The following is a 20,583-nucleotide window of genomic DNA, read 5'->3' as shown; positions in this document are numbered from 1 at the left end:
TGCCTGCTGGCTTTTTATTCGCTGCGGGATGGCTAATTATCGGCAACGCTTTCTGCAAGCCCAATAAATATTTTCCCATCACGCTGGAATACCGGAACCGATATCAGATCTTCGCCAGCACATTCACCGGACTCGCAACGACCATCCGCCCAGTGATAACTGGCATAGTGCACATTGCAGCGCAAATTCACCCCGGGATTGAATTTGAGGTGAGCAGGTATTTGCGCCAAAGGCACGCCAAAATGGGCGCAACGATTAACAAAAGCGCGTACCACGCCGTGATGGCTCAGTAACAGAAGGCGAAACGGTTTCTCGGCAGCAGGCAGATCAAGCATCAATACCGCATTATCTGGCACCGCGTCGGCATCGCATAGCAAGGTCCCCGGCATGGGGGCGCCAGGCAGTGCATCCCAGGAAATCGTCTGCACCATTTTCCCTCCACTCAATTTGTGCTTTTGACCGAGGCGCGCCTCATGCGGGCAGATAATCCCATTGCCAAGTCCGCTGTGTATAGCATACGACGCGGCTCGACCGTAAAGGCCGCTGTGCGTGCAATAGCCATCACGCTTCGAATTCAAAATCGGGATTAGCCGGACACGGCGAAAAACAGAGAATTCAACTGGGCGCATTGCCAGATGCAACACACATCAGCACTGGCCAAGCCGGGTCAAACAGCGAATTTGACTGGCGTCCCCACGGGGATTCGAACCCCGGTAGTCACCGTGAAAGGGTGGTGTCCTAGGCCTCTAGACGATGGGGACGCTGTAGAGGAGGGCGGATTCTATGCCCGCCCCGCAGTTTCGTCAATGCGTGCGCGCACTCAACCTGCGCAGACGCGCTGGCGGCGGCTTTCGGCCAGGCAAATGCCGCTGGCTACCGAGACATTGAGACTCTCCACCGAGCCGAACATCGGGATGCTGACCAGCACATCGCAGTGCTCGCGCGTCAGGCGCCGCATGCCGTGGCCTTCTGCCCCCATCACCCAGGCCAGCGGACCAGTCTGGTTGAAGTGGAACAAATCGGTTTCGGTATCCATATCGGTGCCGGCGATCCACACGCCAGCATCTTTCAGGTCGCGCAAGGTGCGCGCCAGATTGGTCACCACGATATAGGGCACCACTTCCGCCGCACCGCAAGCCACCTTGGAGACAGTGGCATTGAGCCCCACCGATTTGTCCTTGGGCGCAATCACCGCGTGCGCGCCCATGGCATCGGCCACTCGCAGGCAGGCACCGAGGTTATGCGGATCGGTGATGCCGTCAAGAATCAGCAACAAGGGCGGCTCCTTCAGGTCTTCCAGCACCTCTTCCAGCACCACATGCTGCTGGCTGGCGTCGATCACTGCTACCACACCCTGGTGGCGCTGGTGACCGGCAAGGCCATCGAGGCGGCCAACATCGGCAGCGATCAGCCGCGTGCCGGCCGTCTCGGCCTGGCGCAGCAACTCGGCCATGCGCGGATCCTGCCTGCCCTTGGCCACATACAGTTCCAGCACGCTGCCCGGCTGTCGGGCAAGCCGGGCAGTGACCGCATGAAAACCATGCAAAACGCGGGTATTGGCCATTCTTATTCCTCGAAACATTCGTCAATCAATAGCTGGAGGCTGCGTTGCCCCTGCCACTCATTGACCGATAATTGAAAAACCGCATTGATCCGATCCGGCAACGGGTCGGCATGCTGAAAGCGCATGGCTTCAAAGGTCTTGCCGCCCTCGCCTTCCAGTTTCAGCTTCAGATGGCGCTGACCAACGATGCGCTGATTCAGCACCCGGAACTGCGCGGTAAAGCGCGGTACCGGAAAGCCCTGCCCCCACACCCGCGCATCGAGCCGCTCGGCCAGATCCAGCTGCACGGCAGCCAGCGGCAAGCTGCCATCGGTTTCCACGCTGCGCGTCAGCGCCGCTTCCGGCAGCAAATCCCGGCAAACCGACTCGAACAATAGTCGAAAGCGCTCGATATCGGCGCCGTCGGCCAAAGTCAGGCCCGCTGCAGCAGCGTGACCGCCGAACTTGGCGATCAGCGCCGGGTCGCGCTTGGCAACGAGATCGAGCGCATCGCGCAAATGCAAGCCGCTGATCGATCGCCCCGAACCCTTGATTTCGCCGGCCTGCCCGGCTGCAAACACAATGGTTGGCCGGTGATGGCGATCTTTCAGTCGGCTCGCCACCAGCCCGACCACGCCTTGATGAAAGTCCTCATCGAACACGGTCAGGCTGAAGCAATCGCCGACTTCGATGCGATCGAGCTTGCCCTGGGCGATCTCCTGCATTTCCGACTCGATGGCGCGACGCTCGCGATTGAGCCGATCGAGCTCCTGGGCAATGGCAAAGGCAGCGGCATCATCGTCGCTCAACAAGCAGGCAATGCCGAGGCTCATATCATCAAGCCGACCTGCCGCATTGAGGCGCGGACCCAATACAAAGCCAAGATCAAAGGCACTGGCGCGCCGCGCATCGCGCCCGGCCGCCTGGAACAATGCCCGGATACCGGCGCAGGCGCGACCGGCGCGCATGCGCTTGAGACCGTTTTCGACCAGAATGCGGTTATTGCCATCCAGCACCGCCACATCGGCAACCGTACCAAGTGCCACCAGATCCAGCAGGCTGGCAAAATTCGGCTCCGGCCGCCCGGCAAACGCGCCGCTACTGCGCAAATGGGCACGCAAGGCCAGCAACACATAGAACATCACCCCCACACCGGCCAGGGCCTTGCTGGGAAAGGGGCAGCCAGCCTGGTTCGGATTGACGATCAAGGCGTCGGGCAGCTGCTCGCCGGGCAGGTGGTGGTCGGTGACCAGAACCTCGATACCCAAGTCGCGCGCGCGCGCAACCCCGGCGACCGATGCGATGCCGTTGTCCACGGTCACGATCAGCTGCGCCTGGCGTTGTGCGGCCAGATCGACAATTTCCGGTGTCAACCCGTAGCCGAATTCGAAGCGGTTCGGCACCAGAAATTCGACCAAGGCACCGAGCAAGCGCAAACCCCGCACACCCACCGCACAGGCAGTGGCGCCATCGGCGTCGTAGTCCGCCACGATAAGGATGCGGGTCTGGCTGGCAATCGCCCGCGCCAGACGCTCGGCCGCTTGCGTGCAATGCATAAGCTGCTCAAACGGTATCAGGCGACCCAGATCGGTAAGCAGCTCATCGGCATGGGCAATCCCGCGGGCGGCGTAGATACGCGCTTCCACCGGATGCAGTCCGGCAGCCAATAGCGCTTGCTCGGCGTGAGCCGGCACAGAACGGGCATGTATCAACATCAATTGCCTTGCAAAAAGGTAGCCAGTGGCAGGGAGCGGCGCCAGAAACGCCAGCGCTCGGCCGGGCCGAGCGTGGCAGTGAGCAAGGAGCTGGCGCCCGGCAAGATCACGGTCAGGGCCGGCAGCTGTCCGCTACGCCAGGCCTGCCAAAGCGGCGCGAACCAGTCGCGCTCCAGCCTCTGCAACCCTGCGCGCCAGGCATCGATATCGCCATAGCGCGCCGAAGCTGCAAGCGCATCCTGCCATACCATACCCTGGGCCATTTCGGCAGCAAAGGCAGCTGGCAGCGGCGCGCAGTGCTGGCCGGCGGCACGCGCCAGGCTGGCGGGTAGCACCTCGTCCGCCCAGATTTGCGGCCAGGGTGCGGCAAGCCGGCCAAGCGGCGTGCCCTCGCCCCACAGCCACAGCGAATTGGCCGTCAGCGCACCGGCCAACTCGCGCGCCTCGTTCACTGGGTCGGTGTATAGCAGCATCTGCATTTCGTTATGCAGCTTGTGCCAGAGCAGCGCATCCGGGCCTTTTGGTAGATGGTCGCGCACATCCTGGCCGAATGCCCGATGCAGCGGCGAAGTGTGCAAGGCCAGCGGTTGCGAAAACTGCACATACCAGCGATCAGCCACCGGCGCCACAAACTGCAGGCCATCGCTGGCAAATTGCTGGTTGAGCCGCGCCACCATGCCTTGCGCCTCATCGAGGCGCAGGCGCAGCATGCCGGCATCGAACAATACTGCCCGATCGCGATCAACCCGCAAATGTACCGGGTCGACACGCCACCACAGGCCGCTGGCGTCCGGCATATCGAAGCGCGCAGTCAGTTCGGCCAGGCTGGCGTCATTGAATGCAAATTGCCCAGCAAGCCACGCGTGTGCGCCATCGCAAGACTCGACCCGCCGGCTTGCCCTGCCCAGCAAGGCAGCGAGCGCCGGCAAGGCCAAGCCCTGAGCTGGATCAAAACCACGATTACCCAGCAGCAGGCCGGGCAGCACGAGCGTCAGCATCAACCCACCAAGCCCGGTACGGACTGGGCAACGGTAGTGGTCGCCGGGCTGGGCAGGCGCTCGCAGCGATACAGCACACAGTCGCTGGCAATCTCTTGCAACAGGCTGACCCGGAACACCAGATCCCCTTCGCGGGTGCCTGGCGCGGTGTAGTTGCGCCCCACCTCCAGCTCAGGTTTGGCGCAGATCAGGATATGGTGCTGCTCATTCAGCGCTTCCGGCCGCAAATAAAGGGCCAGAAGATTGTCCCAGGACTCCACCTCGGAAACCCGCTCCCACTGCGATACTTGCGCCTTGCGGGTAAGACGGATCGATTCCGGATCGCGCGCCAGCAACTGGATACCGGCAAACATTTCGCCATGGCCACGCGAGATAGCGCGTCGCACGATGCCGATGCGCCAGTTAAGGTCCTTTTCAGTACGCACCCCCATCAGCTGGCCCATTTTCAGCCAGCCAGGGTGCTTGACCAGCTTCAGCCCGACTCCGCTGCTGCTGACATCCTCGACCACCGCGCGCTCCACATTGGTCTCCACCGTGCGGTTTTTGGCGGCACTTTCCGGATTATTGGCCTGCACCACCAAGCGGCGGATCACACCAAAGTCGTAAGCAATATTCAACGTGCCGCTGATCAGCTTGCGTTCGGCCTGGCGCTTCACTTCGCGCCCGGCCCAGCGGTTTTTCAGATGCTTGATGACGGCCAGGGCCTCGGCGACATTGAGTTTTTTGTCCGGGTCGATCTTCGGCGGCAGGCTGTTTTGCGACACGATCAGGTACTCGAGCGCAATCAGCTCCTGCAGGCCTTTTTCCAGACCGTAGAACAGTCCGGTGCCCTCTACCGCCGACTTGGTCGGCATCTGCGTCAACACGGTGGGCGGATTATTGTCGTCAGTCGCCTGGCCGAAAGGCGTTTGTTCGGAATGCTGGTTGCTGATGCGGATAAAACTGGCCAGGGCGTCGGCGAGGCGATCGGCGATCAGTAGTTGCCGACCCTGGAAATCCGGCGTCAGCGAGCGCGATAACAGTACCAGATAGGACAGCTGCTTTTGCAATCGGCCCGATTCGCCGTCCGGTCGCGACAGCTTGGCGGCGAGGCCGCCACCAAGACCGAGGGCAAACTCGGATGCAGGACGGATTTCATGCCAGGGCAGGCGATCATCTTTCGGTTCACGAACATAGCGGACGACATGGTCGCGGCCCATCCAGTACAGCCAGTTCGACACCGAAGCCTGCACCAGTCCGGCATTGGCCGGCTTGCGCGCCAGCTCTACCATCTCGCGGCTCAAGGCACTGGTGTAGGCGTCCAGCATCTGCCCGAAGAACGGCACCATCGCCTGCAGTAGCAGATTGCTGCGGGTGTGGTTGGTATGTGAATCGATCAGGCTGGCAAGACCCGCTTCGGCGATGATGCGCAGATCGCTATCGATGGCGCGCAACACCGCCAGGCCATCACGATGGCGCTCGGCCAGCTGAACCTCTTCAACAAGCCACTCACCAAGCGACTGCATCGCCAGTACCGGCGCCATCTCAACCGCGCTCTTGACGGTATTCACCGCCCGATCGACGCGCGATTCCCAACCAAATACGAATAGTTTCTTGATATTGCTCAGCATGGTTTGCCCACTCTCCCCGCGCGCATTGTAGCTTTGTCAGCGCATTTCATGGTTTTTCGTGTTCGCCGCCTGGCTTTGGTTCCCCCTGCGCCTATGGCAAACTGCCGCCTCACTCGCACAAGGCTTACTTTCTGTGGATTCTTTCGAATGGCTGATCGGCCTGCGCTATACGCGGGCCAAACGGCGCAATGGCTTTATCTCATTTATTTCCGCGGCGTCGATGATAGGGATTGCCCTAGGCGTGGCCGCCCTGATTACCGTGCTGTCGGTGATGAATGGCTTTCAGCGCGAGATTCGCGGCCGCATTCTGGAAGCGGCCTCGCATATCCAGGTAAGCGGTGTCGACAACCGCCTCAGCGACTGGAATGGCCTGGCTGACCAGCTGGTGCACAAGCCTGGCGTGCTTGCGGCCGCGCCGTTTGTGCAGTCGCAAAGCCTCTTGTCTTATGACGGCAATATGCAGGGCGCCATGGTGCGCGGCATTGTGCCGGAGCGGGAAAACCAGGTAGTCGGCATCGGCCAGCATATGGTGGCCGGCAAGCTGGAAAACCTGCTGCCGGGCGAATTCGGCGTGGTGCTCGGCCAGGAATTGGCCAAGCAGCTCAATGCCAAGCTCGGCGACAAAGTGTTGCTGATTGCACCACAGGGCAATCTCACCCCGGCTGGCGTCATTCCCCGACCGAAGACCTTTACCGTGGTCGGCCTGTTCCGCCTCGATATGTACCAGTACGACTCGTCGCTGGCCTTCGTGGCACTGCAGGATGCACAAAAACTGTATCGGCTTGGCGACGATGTGTCCGGCGTACGCCTGAAGCTTGCTGACCCGCTGGCCGCACCGCAGATGGCAGTGGCGATGCAGAAGGAAACCAGCCGCCAAGTCTGGTTCAGCGACTGGACCATGGAAAATGCCAATTACTTCCGGGCGGTACAGATCGAAAAACGCATGATGTTCGTGATCCTTACCCTGATCGTGGCGGTGGCGGCCTTCAATCTGGTATCTAGTCTGGTGATGGCAGTGACCGACAAGCAAGCGGATATCGCCATTTTGCGCACTCTCGGCGCGGCCCCCTCCAGCATCCTGAAGATTTTTGTCATCCAGGGCGCCACCGTCGGCATTGTCGGCACCCTGGCCGGCGTAATCGGCGGCGTGCTGCTCGCCTATACCATTGGCGATCTGGTGCACTTTTTTGAACGCTTGGCTGGCGTACAGATACTGTCACCGCAGATTTATCTGATCTCGATGCTGCCGAGCGAAGTAGAGTTGGCCGATGTGCTGAGCATCGGGGTGATTTCGCTGGTGTTGTCGCTGCTGGCGACGCTGTACCCAAGCTGGCGCGCATCCCGCATCAACCCGGCGGAGGCGCTGCGCTATGAATAAGCCCATCATCGAGGCGCAAGGCCTCTCCAAAACCTACCCGGACCTGGATGTTCCGGTGCTGGATGGCGTCAATCTACAGGTAGCCGCCGGTGAGAAACTGGCCATCGTCGGCTCCTCCGGCTCTGGCAAGAGCACCCTGCTCCACCTGCTCGGCTCGCTCGACACGCCCAGCCGCGGCAGCCTGAAAGTTGACGGGCAAGACCCGTTTGCGCTCAACGAGGCGGCGCGCGGCCGGCTGCGCAATGAAAAGCTCGGCTTTGTATACCAGTTCCACCACCTGTTGCCGGAATTCAGTGCCATCGAAAACGTAGCCATGCCGCTGCTGATCCGGCGCCAGCCCAAGGCTGCCGCGTTGGAGCGTGCACGGGTGATATTGGAACAGGTTGGTCTTGCCAAACGACTTAGCCACAAGCCGGGCGAGCTATCGGGTGGCGAGCGCCAGCGCGCCGCCATTGCCCGCGCCCTGGTGACCGAGCCGCTGTGTCTGCTGGCAGACGAGCCGACCGGCAACCTCGATCGCGGCAATGCGCGTGCCGTGTTCGAACTGATGCTGGAGCTCAACAGCCGTCTCGGCACCGCCCTGGTGATTGTCACCCACGACCCGGATCTCGCCGCGCAGACCGGACAGGTCCGCACCCTAACCGATGGCATCTTGCAAGCATGAGCATGTACAAACTGATCATCCAGGGCAGCGATATCGCCACCCAGAACCTCAAACGCCTGGCCCAGCTGGCAGGGGCCAGCCAGATTGAAGCGGTTCGCCCCGGCCAGCTCGCCCATCAGGCATTCAAGCTAAGCCCGGCCAACCCGGCTCAACTCGATGCGGTGCATGCGTTTTGTGCCGAGGCCGGCTATGAATGCGCCTGCCTGCCTGATCCCTTACCACTGAGCCAGATCGGTCTCTTGGTAATGGATATGGATTCCACCCTGATCACCATCGAATGCATCGACGAGATTGCCGACATGCTCGGCATCAAGCCACAGGTCGCCGCCATTACCGAGCGCTCGATGCGCGGGGAGATCGACTTCCGGCAAAGCCTGACCGAGCGGGTTGCCTTGCTGGCAGGTCTCGATGAATCTGCGCTGAAGCGGGTCTACACGGAGCGCCTGCAACTGATGCCCGGCGCACAGACGCTGCTGACTGCCTTGCAAAAACAGGGCGTGAAAACCTTGCTGATCTCGGGTGGATTCACCTTTTTTACCGATCGCCTGAAAGCCCGCCTTGGCCTGACCGAGGCTATCGCCAACACGCTGGAAGTGGTCGACGGAAAGCTGACCGGCCGCCTGCTGGGTGAGCTGATCGACGCCCAGAGCAAGGCGGACGAACTGGTTCGCCTGCGCGAAGAGCTCGGCTTGCGCAACGATCAGGTGATCGCCATCGGTGATGGCGCAAACGACTTGAAAATGCTGGCAGCGGCGGGATTCGGCATTGCCTGCCATGCCAAGCCTCTGGTGCGGACGCAGGCACGCTACTGCCTCGACAGCGTGGGCCTGGATGGGGTACTCGCCTTCTTCGACTGATATGGCCAGCCGCTTCACACCATGTCGATAAAGCTGGCGATGTGCGCCGCCACCTCGGCTGGTGCGTCGTGGTGCAGATTATGCCCGCAGCCTGGTAGCGCGATGTAGTTCAGATCGGCGATAACGGCGCGGCGCGCGGCGAATTGCTCGGGCGTCTCCTGCAGCCATTTGAGCAAGGCCGTTTCATTTCCAGCAAGCCACAGCACCTTGGCACGAATGGCCGCCCAGCAGGCTTTCGCCTCTTCAAGCCGGTACAGCACCGGATTGACACGGCGATGGCGCGGATCGGCACGGTATTGCACGCCGTCTGACACATCCCGCACCAAGGCATCGGCCAGCCACAGCGCCCAGCTTTCCGGCAAGCGGGCATTGTTGCGCTGCAGGCGCCCTGCAACCGCGCTGCGGTCGGCCAGCGTATTGTGTTCGATCTCGTTTTGCAGTTCGTCGAGCCAGCGCAGGTAGCGGCTGGGCGCCTGCCCGGCGGGGGTCGCCTGCAAGCCAAAGCCTTCCAGTGAAACCAGATGACTGACCCGCTCTGGCCGTATCCCGGCATACAAGCCGGCAACCATGCCGCCCATGCTGTGGCCGACCAGGGTGACCGGAGCCGGGGAACACGCATCGATGATCGCATCGAGATCAGCGAGGTAATCGGGAAACCAGTATCCATCGCTGGCCCAGCCGCTTTGGCCAAAGCCGCGCCAATCGGGCGCTATCAGGTCGCACTCAAGCAGATCGGGTGGGGCCTTATCGACAAGAAACTGGAACGTGGCGGCGCAATCCGTCCAGCCATGCAGCAGAAATAGCGGCCTGCCACCACGCCGGCCCCAGCGCATGAGATGGTAGTCAATACCGCGAACGGATAGCCGCTCTGACTGGGCGGGATGGCGAGGTTGATAGGTGGATGTAGACATGAGACGAGGCTAGCTGCACTGAATCGCCCCATCCTAGGGCCAGGCGCCGACCCCGTCCAGCTCAGGCTGCGACCGGTTGCAGCATGCCTATCATATCGCTGACCGCGCGCTCGACCGATGGGCCGCTCTCGATCAAGACCGCATCACCACGCTTGAACATGGTAATCAGATCGGCCAGCGCATACTCCATGCCGTTTTGCCCTTGGCGATTGGTGAACAGATAGCGGCTCTTCATCGGGCTGACCCAAGCCAGTTTGGCGCGTACCGGTTCACCATGGCCCTGCTTGAACTCCACCCAAGAGCCACGGGCAAGCTGATTGGCAACCACATCGTCGTAGTCGCGGTATTTGTCCAGGCCATCGTCCCAATTGCCATCGGTGATCTGGAAGGCGCCCGCCTGTGGGCCGATATCGATCACCGGCAAATCCAGCAAGGATGCCTGATCGATTGGCGCCGCCGGAGCAGGTGCCGGCTCGTGGAACTCGATGGGTGCCGCCGCTACCTGTTCCGGCGCAGCTGGAGCGACCTCGTCAGCGAACGGTGCTTGCGGCTCGGCCGGCCGCAGACCGGACTTGATTGCCAGCGCGTGGCAATGTACCAGCTCGGCAAAGAATGCTTCGCGATGAGCACGATCGACGCCGGCGTTTTCGGTGCCACGCTCCAGCCGCTTGAGCAACTTCGGCAGAAGATTGACCAGACGCAGCCGCTCTTCCACCCCAACCTTGGGCGCAACGCTCCAGATCAGATCATCCATTGCGATGACTGCATCCTGCCACGGCTCCTTGTCCGTCTCAGCCAGCTCGGCAGTATGGGCGAGTACGCGCTGCCACTGCTCCTTCAGAAAGGTCTGGATCAACTCGGGCAAATTGCTGGCCAGCGCCAGACGCTGCGTTACCACATGCTCAGCCTGGCGGGCAGCCAGCTCGGCGCGCTCGGCTGCAACCAGCTGGGCGGCATTAGCCTCGGTAACCGACTCGGCTTTTTGCTCTTCCTCAGCCAGAAACGCCTGCAGATCGGCCAGCGTGGTATCAAACAGGCCGATGTTTTCATCGAAGCCCTGGACTATGCCATCGACCAGTTCGGCGATCTTCTTGTACAGCCGATCTTCCAGCCCGTCGGCTTCGCTCCAACCCAGCGCAGCCTGTGCCAGGGCATCGAGCAGGCGGCGGGTTGGATGCTGCTTGCGGGCAAAGAACTTGCTGTCCAGCATCGCCACCTTGAGTACCGGAATCTGCAGGCGGCCGATCAAGGCTTTCATCGGCGCCGGAATATTGGCGTCGTCGAAAATGTAATCGAACAGCATGGCGACGATGTCGATGGTCATTGCATCGACATGGCCTAGCGATGACGCGAGGCTGGTGGTCTTGATCTGGTGCAGCACATTGGCGTCACCGCTTACCAGGGCATCGGCATCCAGTTCGCCCTGGTCGGTCAGCGCACCCTCGATCACCCCTGCCTGCAGGCGGTTGAGCGCATCGAGAAAACTTTGGCCCACGCTGCTCAGGAACACCGGCGCGGCGGTAATGGCCGGCCCCATAACGGTCAGGTCGCTACCAGTCGCTGCAGCCGCGCCTGGCGCGACCTGCATCATCTGGTTGAAGGCCAGCAGCTGCTGCAAGGAAGAGAGCAGCTCTTGCTCATTGCCAACGGCATAGGCAGGCAAATCAATGCCGGCAGAACTGGCCGGGGCAAAACCTCCGGCGCCGAATCCCATCTGGCTGGCATAACTGCCGGCTGGCTGGTATTCGCCCTGCAAAGCGGCAGAGCCTGGCTGGGAAACAGACTGGCGCGGCGCCCCACCCAGATTGCGGCGACGGAAGCGACCTTTGGGCAGCACCGGCAGGATATTGCGCTCAATCAGAAAGCGATTGAGGTTCTGGTAGACATTGGGGACATTTTCGGCAGCGACCTGCTCGAATTGCTTGAGCACCAACAGGCGCACATTCAGATCGCTCTCGATCTTCATGCAGGCACTGCGAAATGCTTCAACGATGGCCTGTGGCCCCAAGGGATTATCGTCGTGCTGCCCTTCAGGACGCTGCATCAAGTGGCCGATGCGTTGATTGAAGGCGCTGAGGTCATCACCGATCTTGTTGCTGAGCTTGCTGGTGATATTGGTGACAGCCAAGTCTTCTTCGTAATCGTCGTGCTGTACCAGCGATAGCTCGAGGCTGTCAAAGTCGATCTTGTCAAAGCCGGACTCAGCCTTGCCGCGCCCCTTGATGGTCTTGTCAAAGCCGTCGATAAAGCGGCGGCGGAACTCTTCTTCAATAGCCGCACGCTTAGCCTGTGCTTCACCGCGCGCCTGCATGTAGAGGTTGTAGGTTTCGCGGTCCAGCGCCTTGTCGGCCAGCTCGAACAAGGATTCCTCGATTTTGTCGAGCATGGTCGACAAGGAATGCGAAAGCAGCTCTGCCGCCAGATCGCGGCAGGACGAGAGCATGGATGACGCTTCAGGCAGCTTGTTGTTCATCGCTTGTGTCGAGGCACTGTCGACTCGCTGCCGGCTTGGGGAGCCAGCGGCAGCGGCCGATGCTTGTGGAAGTACTGCGCTCATAGTCTTGCTCCTCGATCACTACAGGAAGGCTTGAACGCTTTGTCCATGTTAGCACTCGCGCACCACTTCACTGCCCGATCCCAAGTACATCGTACCAACCGTTATTCACAGGATTGTGAGCATGGTAGCACGCTGACATATAAGCACATGATAATTTTCTACGCAGCCTAGCGTCAAATACTCCAGATTTCACCTCACATTTACGCCCTAACCTATTGATTTAATGTGAATTAAATGAACATTATATTCAATGCCCGAAGCATATCACAGATGCACCAAGCTGTGGATAACATCAGACAGCCATGTGGCGCCGCAGCCACTGCTCGGCCATGGGAAACACTTCTTGCGGCGCATGCCGGCCAGTGAGCATGTCGAGATGGCCGTAGTCATGCTGCAAGCCGGAACTGCGGCCCAAAAAGCATTGCTCATGCGTATGCGGGCCGCACTCTGCAATAAAACGCGCCACATCATCGGGATGGCCGCGAACCCGGTCGGCGCTGCCTGCCAGATACAGGATGGGCGGCAGACCACCATCAGCCAGCGCAGCTGCATAGTCAAAGCCGTCCTCATCATGCCAGCGTAATGATTGCACCCACCGCTGGCTTTGCCGCAAGGCCAGCCGAGTCTCGCTATCGGCCCCGATACCGAGGCCACGCGCCGGCAAATAGCCAGCCACTCCCGCACACAGGCTGGCCAGTCGCAGCCAGAACAGATCGATTTCGATGCGCTTCGGCCAGTTCTTCACCTGAATACTGCGCTTGCTACCAAAGTAGACGCAGGCAGACACGCGCCGCGCCAGCGCAGGATGGCGCGCCAGCATCGCTGTCAACAGCACACCGCCCCAGGAGTGCGCCATCAGACCAAGCGGCACGTCTTTGCCGCGCAATTGCTCGATGTATGCAATGGCCGCCGGTATGTCTTCGTTGATCGCCTCATATTGACCATGGCGGGCACCACGCGCAATCGCCGGCGTGGACCGGCCACGGCCGCGCAAATCAAGCGCAAACACATCAAAGCCACGCGCGGCCAGCCAAGGCCCCAGACCGCGTCCGGATTCGCTGTAAAAAGTGCGCGCATTGGCAACGGCTCCATGCAGCAACAATAGCGCGGGGCCGCTACCGTGCGCGGTAATGCGCCGCATATGCAGGCGATGGCCCGGTGCCACATCGATAAACAGTGACGTTTGCTGTAGCGGATTGTCTTCGCCGGTTTTCATTTCGGACCTCCTGTGCTCAGGCGAGCAATCATCTGGCGAATCGCCATGGCGGTTTGCCGTGGCACTTCCATCGGAAACAGATGCCCGCCGTCAAGCTCAGCCAGCTCGATGCCGAAGTGACGCTGCATATGGCGCAAATCGGCCGGTTTCACATAGGCCGAGTCGCGCCCGCCGATAAAGCCGGTAGGCACGGTGAGACGGCCACGTAGTCTAGGCAGGTGATCGGGCAGGCCACAGTAGATGCGGTACTCCACTTCCGGATCGAAGCGCAAGCGCACCCCGCCGTCAAAGGCGACCGTGCCGCCCTCGGCAAAATCGCGCAGGCAGTCCGGGTCAAAGTTTGCGAACATGCCGCGCCCGCGGAAATGCCGGACCACCGCCTCGGTATCCGGCCATATCTGGCGTCGCTGCCGCGTACCGCGACCCGGAGTAAGCCGTTCGATAAAGCCCAGACGTTTTGCCAGCCACAGCATGGTCGACACGCGCCGGCTGAATACGGGTGAATCGAGCAAGACGACGGCACGAAACAGGTCGGGCCGCTCAATGGCGCACATGAATGAAAGAAAGCCACCGAGCGAATGGCCCACCGCAATGACCGGCGCGCGGTAGCGCCGTTCGATAAAGGCAATGCTCTCGCGCACCAGATGCGGCCAGCCATCGCTGACCGGATAGGCCGGATCGTGGCCAAGCGCCTCGATATAACCCAGATCAAAATCCTTGGCCAAGTCATCGAGCACTTGCCGATAGCAGCCAGCCGGAAAGCTATTGGCATGCGAGAAATGCAAGGGCGGCAGAGAAGCGTTCATATCAAGCAAGCGGTAGATTTGTTTGTCACATACTAGCCGCAAGCCGCTGCTTCCGGCCAGAGCCGTACCGCGCCGGCCGGAAATTGCCGGGAAGTATGCTCATGCAGCGCGGGTATAATCGCGCCGCAATCCTGCTTTCGCTCATTCCAGGCACGTCGATGACCACCAGCCCCCTACCCAGCCCCTCCCTGCCCGCCAATGGGCAGCGCCATCGCTTCGCGCTGCCGCAAGGTTCGGGCGACGCGGCAGTTCTGGCGGATTTGGCCCGGCAAAGCCGGCCGCTGCTGGTGATCACGGCAGATGCGCAGCAGGCAGCACGTCTGCGTGATGAAATCGCCTGGTTTGCGCCAGACAAGATCGTTGCCCTGCTACCCGACTGGGAAACCCTGCCCTATGACAGCTTTTCGCCCCATAGCGATCTGATCTCCGAGCGCCTCGCCACGCTGTGGCAAATTCGCCAAGGCCAGGCCGATGTGATTCTGGTGCCATCGCAAACCGCGCTGATGCCCCTGCCGCCGATCGAATACCTGACCGCCTACACCTTCATGCTCAAGGCGAAGAGCCGACTGGATGTGGAAAAGCTGCGCAGCGACCTGGCATTTGCCGGCTATAGCCATGTGACCCAGGTGTACGGGCCCGGCGAATTCTCGATCCGTGGCGGATTGATCGACTTGTTTCCGATGGGCTCGCCGCTGCCATATCGCATCGATATGTTCGATGACGAAATCGAAACCATCCGTACCTTTGATGTCGATACCCAGCGCAGCATTTATCCGGTGCCGGAGATCCGCCTGCTGCCAGCCCGGGAATTCCCGCTCGATGAAGGCGGTCGCAATAAATTCCGCTCGCGCTTTCGCGAGGAATTCGAAGGCGACCCGAGCAAATCGCGGGTATACAAGGATATTTCCAGCGGCCTGATCCCGCCTGGCGTCGAATATTACCTGCCGCTGTTTTTCGACCATACCGCAACCATCTTCGACTATGTCGGCACTGAGGCCCTGCTGGTGCAGCATGGCGATCTGATGCAGGCTGCCGAGCGTTTCTGGGTCGATACGCAAAGCCGTTACAAGATGCTCGCCGGCGACAAAGACCGCCCGCTATTGCCACCCAACGCACTATTCATCGGGACCGACCGTTTTTTCAGCCTGATGAAGCCGTATCGCCGCATCGAGCTCAGCGAAGGCGGGCCGGCGGTAGAGGATGCAGCCGACACGCAGTGGCGGGAAGCGTCGCAGCCCTTGCCGGATTTGCGGGTGGACCGCCGCGCCGATAGTCCGATCGCCAAGCTGCATGCCTTTACTGCCGTCTTCTCCGGCCGGGTGCTGCTGCTGGCTGAGTCGCTTGGCCGACGCGAAACACTGCACCAGTATTTCGGCGAATATGGCCTAGCGGTGGCAGTCTGCGAAACCTGGGCCGATTTTCACGCCAGCAGTGAACGGATCATGCTTGGGGTTGCGCCATTGGCGGCCGGCTTTATCGCCAGCCGGCAATCGCTCGCCCTGATTACCGAAGCCGACCTGTACGGCCAGTCAGGTACCGCCAGTCGCAAAAAGGCACAAAAGCGCAGCAATACCGAGGGCATGCTGCGCGACCTGTCCGAGCTGAAAGTCGGCGACCCGGTGGTGCACGAACAGCACGGCATTGGCCGCTACCAGGGCTTGGTCAGCATGGACCTGGGCGAAGGCGCGACCGAGATGCTGCTGCTGGAATACTCGGGCGGCGACAAGCTCTATGTACCGGTGGCGCAACTGCATGTAATCAGCCGCTATGCCGGCGGCAGCGAAGAAGGCGCGCCGCTGCACAAGCTGGGTTCTGGCCAGTGGGACAAGGCCAAGCGCAAGGCGGCTGAGCAGGTGCGCGACACGGCTGCCGAATTGCTCAACCTTTACGCCCGCCGCGCTGCGCGCGAGGGCTATGCCTTCGGCCTGAAGCCGCACGACTACGATGCTTTTGCCGCCGGCTTCGGCTTTGACGAAACACCTGATCAGGCCGCCGCCATCGAAGCGGTGATTGCCGATATGACTTCGGGCAAGCCGATGGACCGCTTGATTTGCGGCGATGTGGGCTTTGGCAAGACCGAAGTGGCCTTGCGCGCCGCCTTTGTCGCCGTTGCCGATGGCAAACAGGTAGCCGTGCTGGTGCCCACTACCCTGCTGGCCGAGCAGCATTTCCAGAACTTCAGCGACCGCTTTGCCGATATGCCGGTGCGCGTGGCCGAGCTAAGCCGCTTTCGCAGCAAGAAGGAAATCGACGCGGCCATGAAGGGGCTGGAAGAGGGCAGCATCGATATCGTCATCGGCACCCACAAGCTGGTGCAGGACGGCGTCAAATTCAAAAGCCTCGGCCTTGTGATCATCGACGAGGAACACCGCTTTGGCGTACGGCAAAAAGAGCAGCTCAAGGCGCTGCGCAATGAAGTGGACGTGTTGACCCTCACTGCCACGCCGATCCCGCGCACCCTGGCCATGTCGCTGGAAGGCCTGCGCGACTTCTCGGTGATCGCCACCGCCCCCAGCCGCCGCCTCGCGATCAAGACCTTTGTCGCCAACTGGAGCGATGGCGTGATACGCGAAGCGGTATTGCGTGAGCTCAAGCGCGGCGGCCAGGTGTATTTCCTGCATAACGAGGTCGACACCATCGAGAATATGCGCGAAAAGCTCACGGCGCTGCTGCCAGAGGCGCGTATCGGCGTCGCCCACGGCCAGATGCGCGAACGCGAGCTGGAGCATGTGATGCGCGATTTCAACCAGCAGCGTTTCAACCTGCTGCTATGCACCACCATTATCGAAACCGGCATCGATATCCCGAACGCCAATACCATCATCATGAATCGCGCCGACAAATTCGGCCTGGCGCAGCTGCACCAGATGCGCGGCCGCGTCGGCCGTTCGCACCACCAGGCCTATGCCTATCTGCTGGTGCCCGATGTGAAGTCGCTTACCCCGTCTGCCCACAAGCGCCTGGAAGCCATTCAGGCCATGGAAGAGCTGGGTTCGGGCTTTTACCTGGCCATGCATGACCTGGAAATCCGCGGCGCCGGCGAAGTGCTGGGCGAAGGACAGAGCGGTGAAATGCAGGAAATCGGCTTCAGCCTGTATTCCGCCATGCTCAACGAGGCGGTAAAGGCACTCAAAAAAGGTATCGAACCAGACTTGAACGCGCCGCTGGGTGTGGCTACCGAGATCAACCTGCACGCCCCCGCCCTGCTGCCCGACGATTACTGCCCCGATGTGCATGAACGCCTGGTGCTGTACAAACGCCTGGCCAACTGCGAAAACGCTGACGATCTGGACGATATGCAGCAAGAGCTGATCGACCGCTTCGGCCTATTGCCGCAACCCGCCAAAATCCTGCTCGATTGCCACCGCCTGCGGCTGATCGCCAAGCCGATGGGGGTAATGAAACTGGATGCGTCGGATGCCGCCATCTCGGTGCAGTTCGCCCAACAGAACACGCTGGACCCGATCAAGGTGATGAAGCTGATCCAGACCAAACGCAATTACAAACTGGCCGGGCCCGACCGTCTGCGGGTAGAAAGTGCCCTGCCCGACCCGGCCATGCGCGCCGCGCGGGTGAAGGAATTGCTGGCCGAGCTGGCCTGAGCGAGCGCCTCGCCGTGCCGGCGCCGCCACGGCGGGCGCCGTGCTGCCAATTCAGGCTTGGCGTATCTCGGCGTATGCATGAGAATACGTTCGTTCTCCAATCCTGATTCACTCATGAGCCGGCAACGCAAGATCATCCATATCGACTGCGACTGTTTCTATGCCTCGGTGGAAATGCGCGATGACCCGAAGCTGCGCGGCCGCCCGCTAGCGGTGGGTGGGCGCCCCGAATCACGCGGGGTGATTGCCACCTGCAATTACGAGGCACGCAAGTTCGGCGTGCATTCAGCCATGGCATCCAGTCAGGCGCTGCGGCGCTGCCCCGATCTGGTATTGCTGCCACCACGCTTTGACGCCTATCGCGCCGCCTCCCGGCAGATTCATGGCATCTATGCGGCATTTACCGATTTGATCGAGCCACTATCGCTGGATGAAGCCTATCTCGATGTCAGCCAGTCGCCGCATTGCCAGGGCAGCGCCACCTTGATGGCGCAGTCGATACGCCAACGCATCGCCGAGGAAGTCGGCATCACCGCCTCGGCCGGCATCGCGCCGAACAAATTCGTCGCCAAAGTCGCCAGCGACTGGAACAAGCCCAATGGCCAGTTTCTGGTGCGGCCGGAAGCGGTCGATGCCTTTGTGGCAGCCCTGCCAGTGGGCAAGCTGTTCGGCGTCGGCAAGGTAACCGCCGGCAAGCTGAACGAGCTGGGCGCACACACCTGCGCCGATCTGCGCACCTGGCCGCAGGAAAAGCTCGGCCGCCATTTCGGCAAATTCGGCCTGCGCCTGTATGAGCTGTGTCGCGGCATTGACGAGCGTGCAGTCAGCCCGGAGCAGCTGCGCCGCTCCCTGTCGGTGGAAACCACCTATACCCCCGATATTCCTGATCTGGCCGCCTGCTGGATCGAACTGCAGGCGCTGATCGCCGACCTGGCCAAGCGCCAGGCACGCAACCCCGACTGCGCCCATCCGCACAAGGCTTTCGTGAAGATCCGCTTTGCCGACTTCACCCACACCACAGCGGAATGCGTCTCCACTTCACCCGGTAACGATACGTGGCAGCACTTGCTGCAACAGGGCTGGCAGCGCCAGGCCAAGCCGGTGCGGCTATTGGGCGTAGGGCTGCGCTATGAAGACGAACGCCCGGAAAGCGGGCAGCTGGCGCTGTTCAGCGAATGAGCGAACGCAAGCGCTGCTTCCCGCCGGTTGTCGACACCCAAACCCGCGTGCTGATCCTCGGCAGCCTGCCCGGCGATGCTTCGCTAGCCAAAGCGCAATACTACGGTCACCCGCAAAACAAGTTCTGGGAGCTGGTGGGTGCGGTAATTCATGTCGATTTACGCGCCCTGCCCTATGCGCAACGCCTGCACGCCCTGCTGGAAAACCGCATTGGCCTGTGGGATGTGATTGCAGTGGCCGAGCGCAGCGGGAGCCTTGATGCAGCGATTCGCAATGAGCAACACAATCCGCTGCCGGACCTGCTTGCTTCGCTGCCGGCATTGCGGGCGATCGCCTTCAATGGTGGCAAGGCGGCAAAACTTGGCCGGCGGCAGTTACAGCCATTGGGGAGTCGCCTAGTCTTGCTTGACCTGCCCTCTTCAAGCCCTGCCTATACCGCCGGTCTCGACCAGAAGGCGCAGGTATGGGCCAGACTGGGCGAGTTGCTTGCCGCACCGGGAAACACCGCGTGATCGATGCGGCCTTATTGAGCAAAACAGTCGATTGGCTGGCCGCAGGCGTTGCCGCGAACGGCTCGACCCATGACAGCGCAGGTCAAGCCTTGCAGCTCAATTGCACTCAATCGGCGCCAGGCTGCTACCGGCCTTGCTCAGCGCGCTGCTCAGCAATTTCTGGATGTCGGCAAACGATTGATGCCGCTCGCCCGCCGCGCTATTGGCCAGATTGATCGCCTTGCCGGCGCCGCAGACCGTCAATGATTCCAGCGTGGCATTGGGCAAAAGCTGTTTCATCACGGCAGCATCGCCATAGATCGGGCGGCCGCCAATCACTACCAGCTGGATATCGGCCGGCGTGGCGCGAGTGATGGCGTCAAACGGGCGCTTGCGATCGCCGCGCACGACCACCAGATCGGCGAATTTGCCCGGGGCCAGCGTGCCGATACGGTCATCCAGGCGGGCCAGCTTTGCCGGGATGGACGTTGCCATCTGTACCAGCTTGTCGTTAGCAAACAAGCTGGTGCGCCGCGAGGCATAGCCCAGTTCTTGCAGCATGCCGGCGCTGCCGGTCGGGCTCCAGTCCGGAGCGATGGCGATTGCCACCTGGCTGGCAGCGGCCGCTGCCACATTGGTGGTATCGCCATACAATTCCTCATTGCTGCGTGGTGACCAGACCAGGCCGGCATTGGCCTTGCCCAGCACCTGAAAATCCTCGGCACGCAAGGCGGTACCATGCACCACCACCAGCCCTTCCTGGATCAGCCAGGTAGCATTGAGCATGCGAAATTCGCGCCGGGCACTGCCATCGCCAGGTGCGCCTTCCGACAGATGTACCACCAGGGCACGCAAGGCGCCGGACTTGAGGGTGCAGCGCATGAATTCCATGCGCTCCGGCTTCATTTCCAGCGGAAACACTTCATAGCTGATGTAGTCGAGCAAGGGCTGCGGTTTGGCCGGATCTTTCTGGCAGGAATCAGCCGATGCCGCACCGGGAAATCCCAGCTCCGAGGCCACATCCAGATTGCGCGTCAAACCCTTGGCACAGGCCTG

Annotated in this window: 16 protein-coding genes and 1 tRNA gene; 6 read left to right on the top strand and 11 right to left on the bottom strand. The window is 61.3% G+C overall.

What is annotated here, in order from left to right:
- Positions 1-32: 32 nt before the first annotated feature.
- From ACE3OH_RS01770 to ACE3OH_RS01745, 6 genes are all read right to left on the bottom strand, one after another.
- Positions 33-629: a Rieske (2Fe-2S) protein gene (locus ACE3OH_RS01770; protein ID WP_374347635.1), complete on the bottom strand. Its 597-nt coding sequence runs from the start codon at positions 627-629 to the stop codon at positions 33-35.
- A 56-nt stretch (positions 630-685) separates the two neighbouring features.
- A tRNA-Glu gene (locus tag ACE3OH_RS01765) sits at positions 686-761 on the bottom strand.
- Positions 762-820: 59 nt separating this feature from the next.
- Positions 821-1,564, bottom strand: coding sequence for a 23S rRNA (guanosine(2251)-2'-O)-methyltransferase RlmB (rlmB, locus tag ACE3OH_RS01760; protein ID WP_374347633.1), 744 nt, complete (start codon positions 1,562-1,564; stop codon positions 821-823).
- 2 nt (positions 1,565-1,566) lie between these two features.
- Positions 1,567-3,258 carry a single-stranded-DNA-specific exonuclease RecJ gene (gene recJ, locus ACE3OH_RS01755; RefSeq protein ID WP_374347631.1) on the bottom strand — a complete coding sequence of 564 codons (1,692 nt, stop codon included), beginning with the start codon at positions 3,256-3,258 and terminating at the stop codon, positions 1,567-1,569.
- Positions 3,258-4,256, bottom strand: coding sequence for a hypothetical protein (locus ACE3OH_RS01750; RefSeq protein ID WP_374347629.1), 999 nt, complete (start codon positions 4,254-4,256; stop codon positions 3,258-3,260). The genes recJ and ACE3OH_RS01750 overlap by 1 nt, the downstream gene beginning before the upstream one ends.
- Positions 4,256-5,866 carry a hypothetical protein gene (locus tag ACE3OH_RS01745; RefSeq protein ID WP_374347627.1) on the bottom strand — a complete coding sequence of 537 codons (1,611 nt, stop codon included), beginning with the start codon at positions 5,864-5,866 and terminating at the stop codon, positions 4,256-4,258. Before ACE3OH_RS01745 ends, ACE3OH_RS01750 begins: the two co-directional genes overlap by 1 nt.
- Before the next feature lie 133 nt (positions 5,867-5,999).
- Between ACE3OH_RS01745 and ACE3OH_RS01740 the strand changes: the two genes are divergently transcribed.
- From ACE3OH_RS01740 to serB, 3 genes are read left to right on the top strand one after another with little or no spacing between them, the layout of a single operon-like run.
- Positions 6,000-7,244 (top strand): lipoprotein-releasing ABC transporter permease subunit, encoded by a 1,245-nt coding sequence (locus ACE3OH_RS01740; RefSeq protein ID WP_374347625.1) that lies wholly within the window; start codon positions 6,000-6,002, stop codon positions 7,242-7,244.
- Complete coding sequence (locus ACE3OH_RS01735; protein WP_374347623.1) at positions 7,237-7,908, top strand: ABC transporter ATP-binding protein; 672 nt, start codon at positions 7,237-7,239, stop codon at positions 7,906-7,908. Before ACE3OH_RS01740 ends, ACE3OH_RS01735 begins: the two co-directional genes overlap by 8 nt.
- Positions 7,905-8,765: a phosphoserine phosphatase SerB gene (gene serB, locus ACE3OH_RS01730; protein ID WP_374347621.1), complete on the top strand. Its 861-nt coding sequence runs from the start codon at positions 7,905-7,907 to the stop codon at positions 8,763-8,765. Before ACE3OH_RS01735 ends, serB begins: the two co-directional genes overlap by 4 nt.
- Before the next feature lie 14 nt (positions 8,766-8,779).
- Here serB and ACE3OH_RS01725 read toward each other — a convergent pair whose 3' ends face one another.
- From ACE3OH_RS01725 to ACE3OH_RS01710, 4 genes are all read right to left on the bottom strand, one after another.
- Entirely contained in the window at positions 8,780-9,676 is an 897-nt protein-coding gene (locus ACE3OH_RS01725; RefSeq protein WP_374347619.1) for an alpha/beta fold hydrolase, read from the bottom strand.
- Between the two features lie 61 nt (positions 9,677-9,737).
- Entirely contained in the window at positions 9,738-12,233 is a 2,496-nt protein-coding gene (locus ACE3OH_RS01720; protein ID WP_374347617.1) for a DUF1631 domain-containing protein, read from the bottom strand.
- A 292-nt stretch (positions 12,234-12,525) separates the two neighbouring features.
- Entirely contained in the window at positions 12,526-13,449 is a 924-nt protein-coding gene (locus tag ACE3OH_RS01715) for an alpha/beta fold hydrolase (protein WP_374347615.1), read from the bottom strand.
- Positions 13,446-14,255: an alpha/beta fold hydrolase gene (locus tag ACE3OH_RS01710; RefSeq protein WP_374347613.1), complete on the bottom strand. Its 810-nt coding sequence runs from the start codon at positions 14,253-14,255 to the stop codon at positions 13,446-13,448. The genes ACE3OH_RS01715 and ACE3OH_RS01710 overlap by 4 nt, the downstream gene beginning before the upstream one ends.
- A gap of 158 nt (positions 14,256-14,413) precedes the next feature.
- Here ACE3OH_RS01710 and mfd point away from each other — a divergent pair, with 158 nt between their 5' ends.
- The 3 genes from mfd (at position 14,414) to ACE3OH_RS01695 (ending at position 19,548) form a co-directional block, all read left to right on the top strand.
- Entirely contained in the window at positions 14,414-17,857 is a 3,444-nt protein-coding gene (mfd, locus tag ACE3OH_RS01705; RefSeq protein ID WP_374347611.1) for a transcription-repair coupling factor, read from the top strand.
- Between the two features lie 114 nt (positions 17,858-17,971).
- Complete coding sequence (gene dinB / locus ACE3OH_RS01700) at positions 17,972-19,036, top strand: DNA polymerase IV (RefSeq protein ID WP_374347609.1); 1,065 nt, start codon at positions 17,972-17,974, stop codon at positions 19,034-19,036.
- Complete coding sequence (locus tag ACE3OH_RS01695) at positions 19,033-19,548, top strand: DNA-deoxyinosine glycosylase (RefSeq protein WP_374347606.1); 516 nt, start codon at positions 19,033-19,035, stop codon at positions 19,546-19,548. Before dinB ends, ACE3OH_RS01695 begins: the two co-directional genes overlap by 4 nt.
- Positions 19,549-19,644: 96 nt before the next feature.
- Here the strand turns inward: ACE3OH_RS01695 and ACE3OH_RS01690 are convergent.
- The coding region (locus ACE3OH_RS01690; protein WP_374347604.1) for an amidohydrolase family protein at positions 19,645-20,583 on the bottom strand (939 nt) is incomplete at its 5' end.

Source organism: Chitinimonas sp. (assembly GCF_041904975.1).
Lineage (GTDB): Bacteria > Pseudomonadota > Gammaproteobacteria > Burkholderiales > Chitinimonadaceae > Chitinimonas.
This window is presented reverse-complemented; position numbering and strand designations above follow the sequence as displayed.

Bases quoted from the DNA above. Each gene is read 5' to 3' on its own strand.
- ACE3OH_RS01770 (WP_374347635.1), bottom strand. From the start codon at position 629: ATGCGCCCAGTTGAATTCTCTGTTTTTCGCCGTGTCCGGCTAATCCCG.
- rlmB (WP_374347633.1), bottom strand. From the start codon at position 1,564: ATGGCCAATACCCGCGTTTTGCATGGTTTTCATGCGGTCACTGCCCGG.
- recJ (WP_374347631.1), bottom strand. From the start codon at position 3,258: ATGTTGATACATGCCCGTTCTGTGCCGGCTCACGCCGAGCAAGCGCTA.
- ACE3OH_RS01750 (WP_374347629.1), bottom strand. From the start codon at position 4,256: ATGCTGACGCTCGTGCTGCCCGGCCTGCTGCTGGGTAATCGTGGTTTT.
- ACE3OH_RS01745 (WP_374347627.1), bottom strand. From the start codon at position 5,866: ATGCTGAGCAATATCAAGAAACTATTCGTATTTGGTTGGGAATCGCGC.
- ACE3OH_RS01735 (WP_374347623.1), top strand. From the start codon at position 7,237: ATGAATAAGCCCATCATCGAGGCGCAAGGCCTCTCCAAAACCTACCCG.
- serB (WP_374347621.1), top strand. From the start codon at position 7,905: ATGAGCATGTACAAACTGATCATCCAGGGCAGCGATATCGCCACCCAG.
- ACE3OH_RS01725 (WP_374347619.1), bottom strand. From the start codon at position 9,676: ATGTCTACATCCACCTATCAACCTCGCCATCCCGCCCAGTCAGAGCGG.
- ACE3OH_RS01720 (WP_374347617.1), bottom strand. From the start codon at position 12,233: ATGAGCGCAGTACTTCCACAAGCATCGGCCGCTGCCGCTGGCTCCCCA.
- ACE3OH_RS01715 (WP_374347615.1), bottom strand. From the start codon at position 13,449: ATGAAAACCGGCGAAGACAATCCGCTACAGCAAACGTCACTGTTTATC.
- ACE3OH_RS01710 (WP_374347613.1), bottom strand. From the start codon at position 14,255: ATGAACGCTTCTCTGCCGCCCTTGCATTTCTCGCATGCCAATAGCTTT.
- mfd (WP_374347611.1), top strand. From the start codon at position 14,414: ATGACCACCAGCCCCCTACCCAGCCCCTCCCTGCCCGCCAATGGGCAG.
- dinB (WP_374347609.1), top strand. From the start codon at position 17,972: ATGAGCCGGCAACGCAAGATCATCCATATCGACTGCGACTGTTTCTAT.
- ACE3OH_RS01695 (WP_374347606.1), top strand. From the start codon at position 19,033: ATGAGCGAACGCAAGCGCTGCTTCCCGCCGGTTGTCGACACCCAAACC.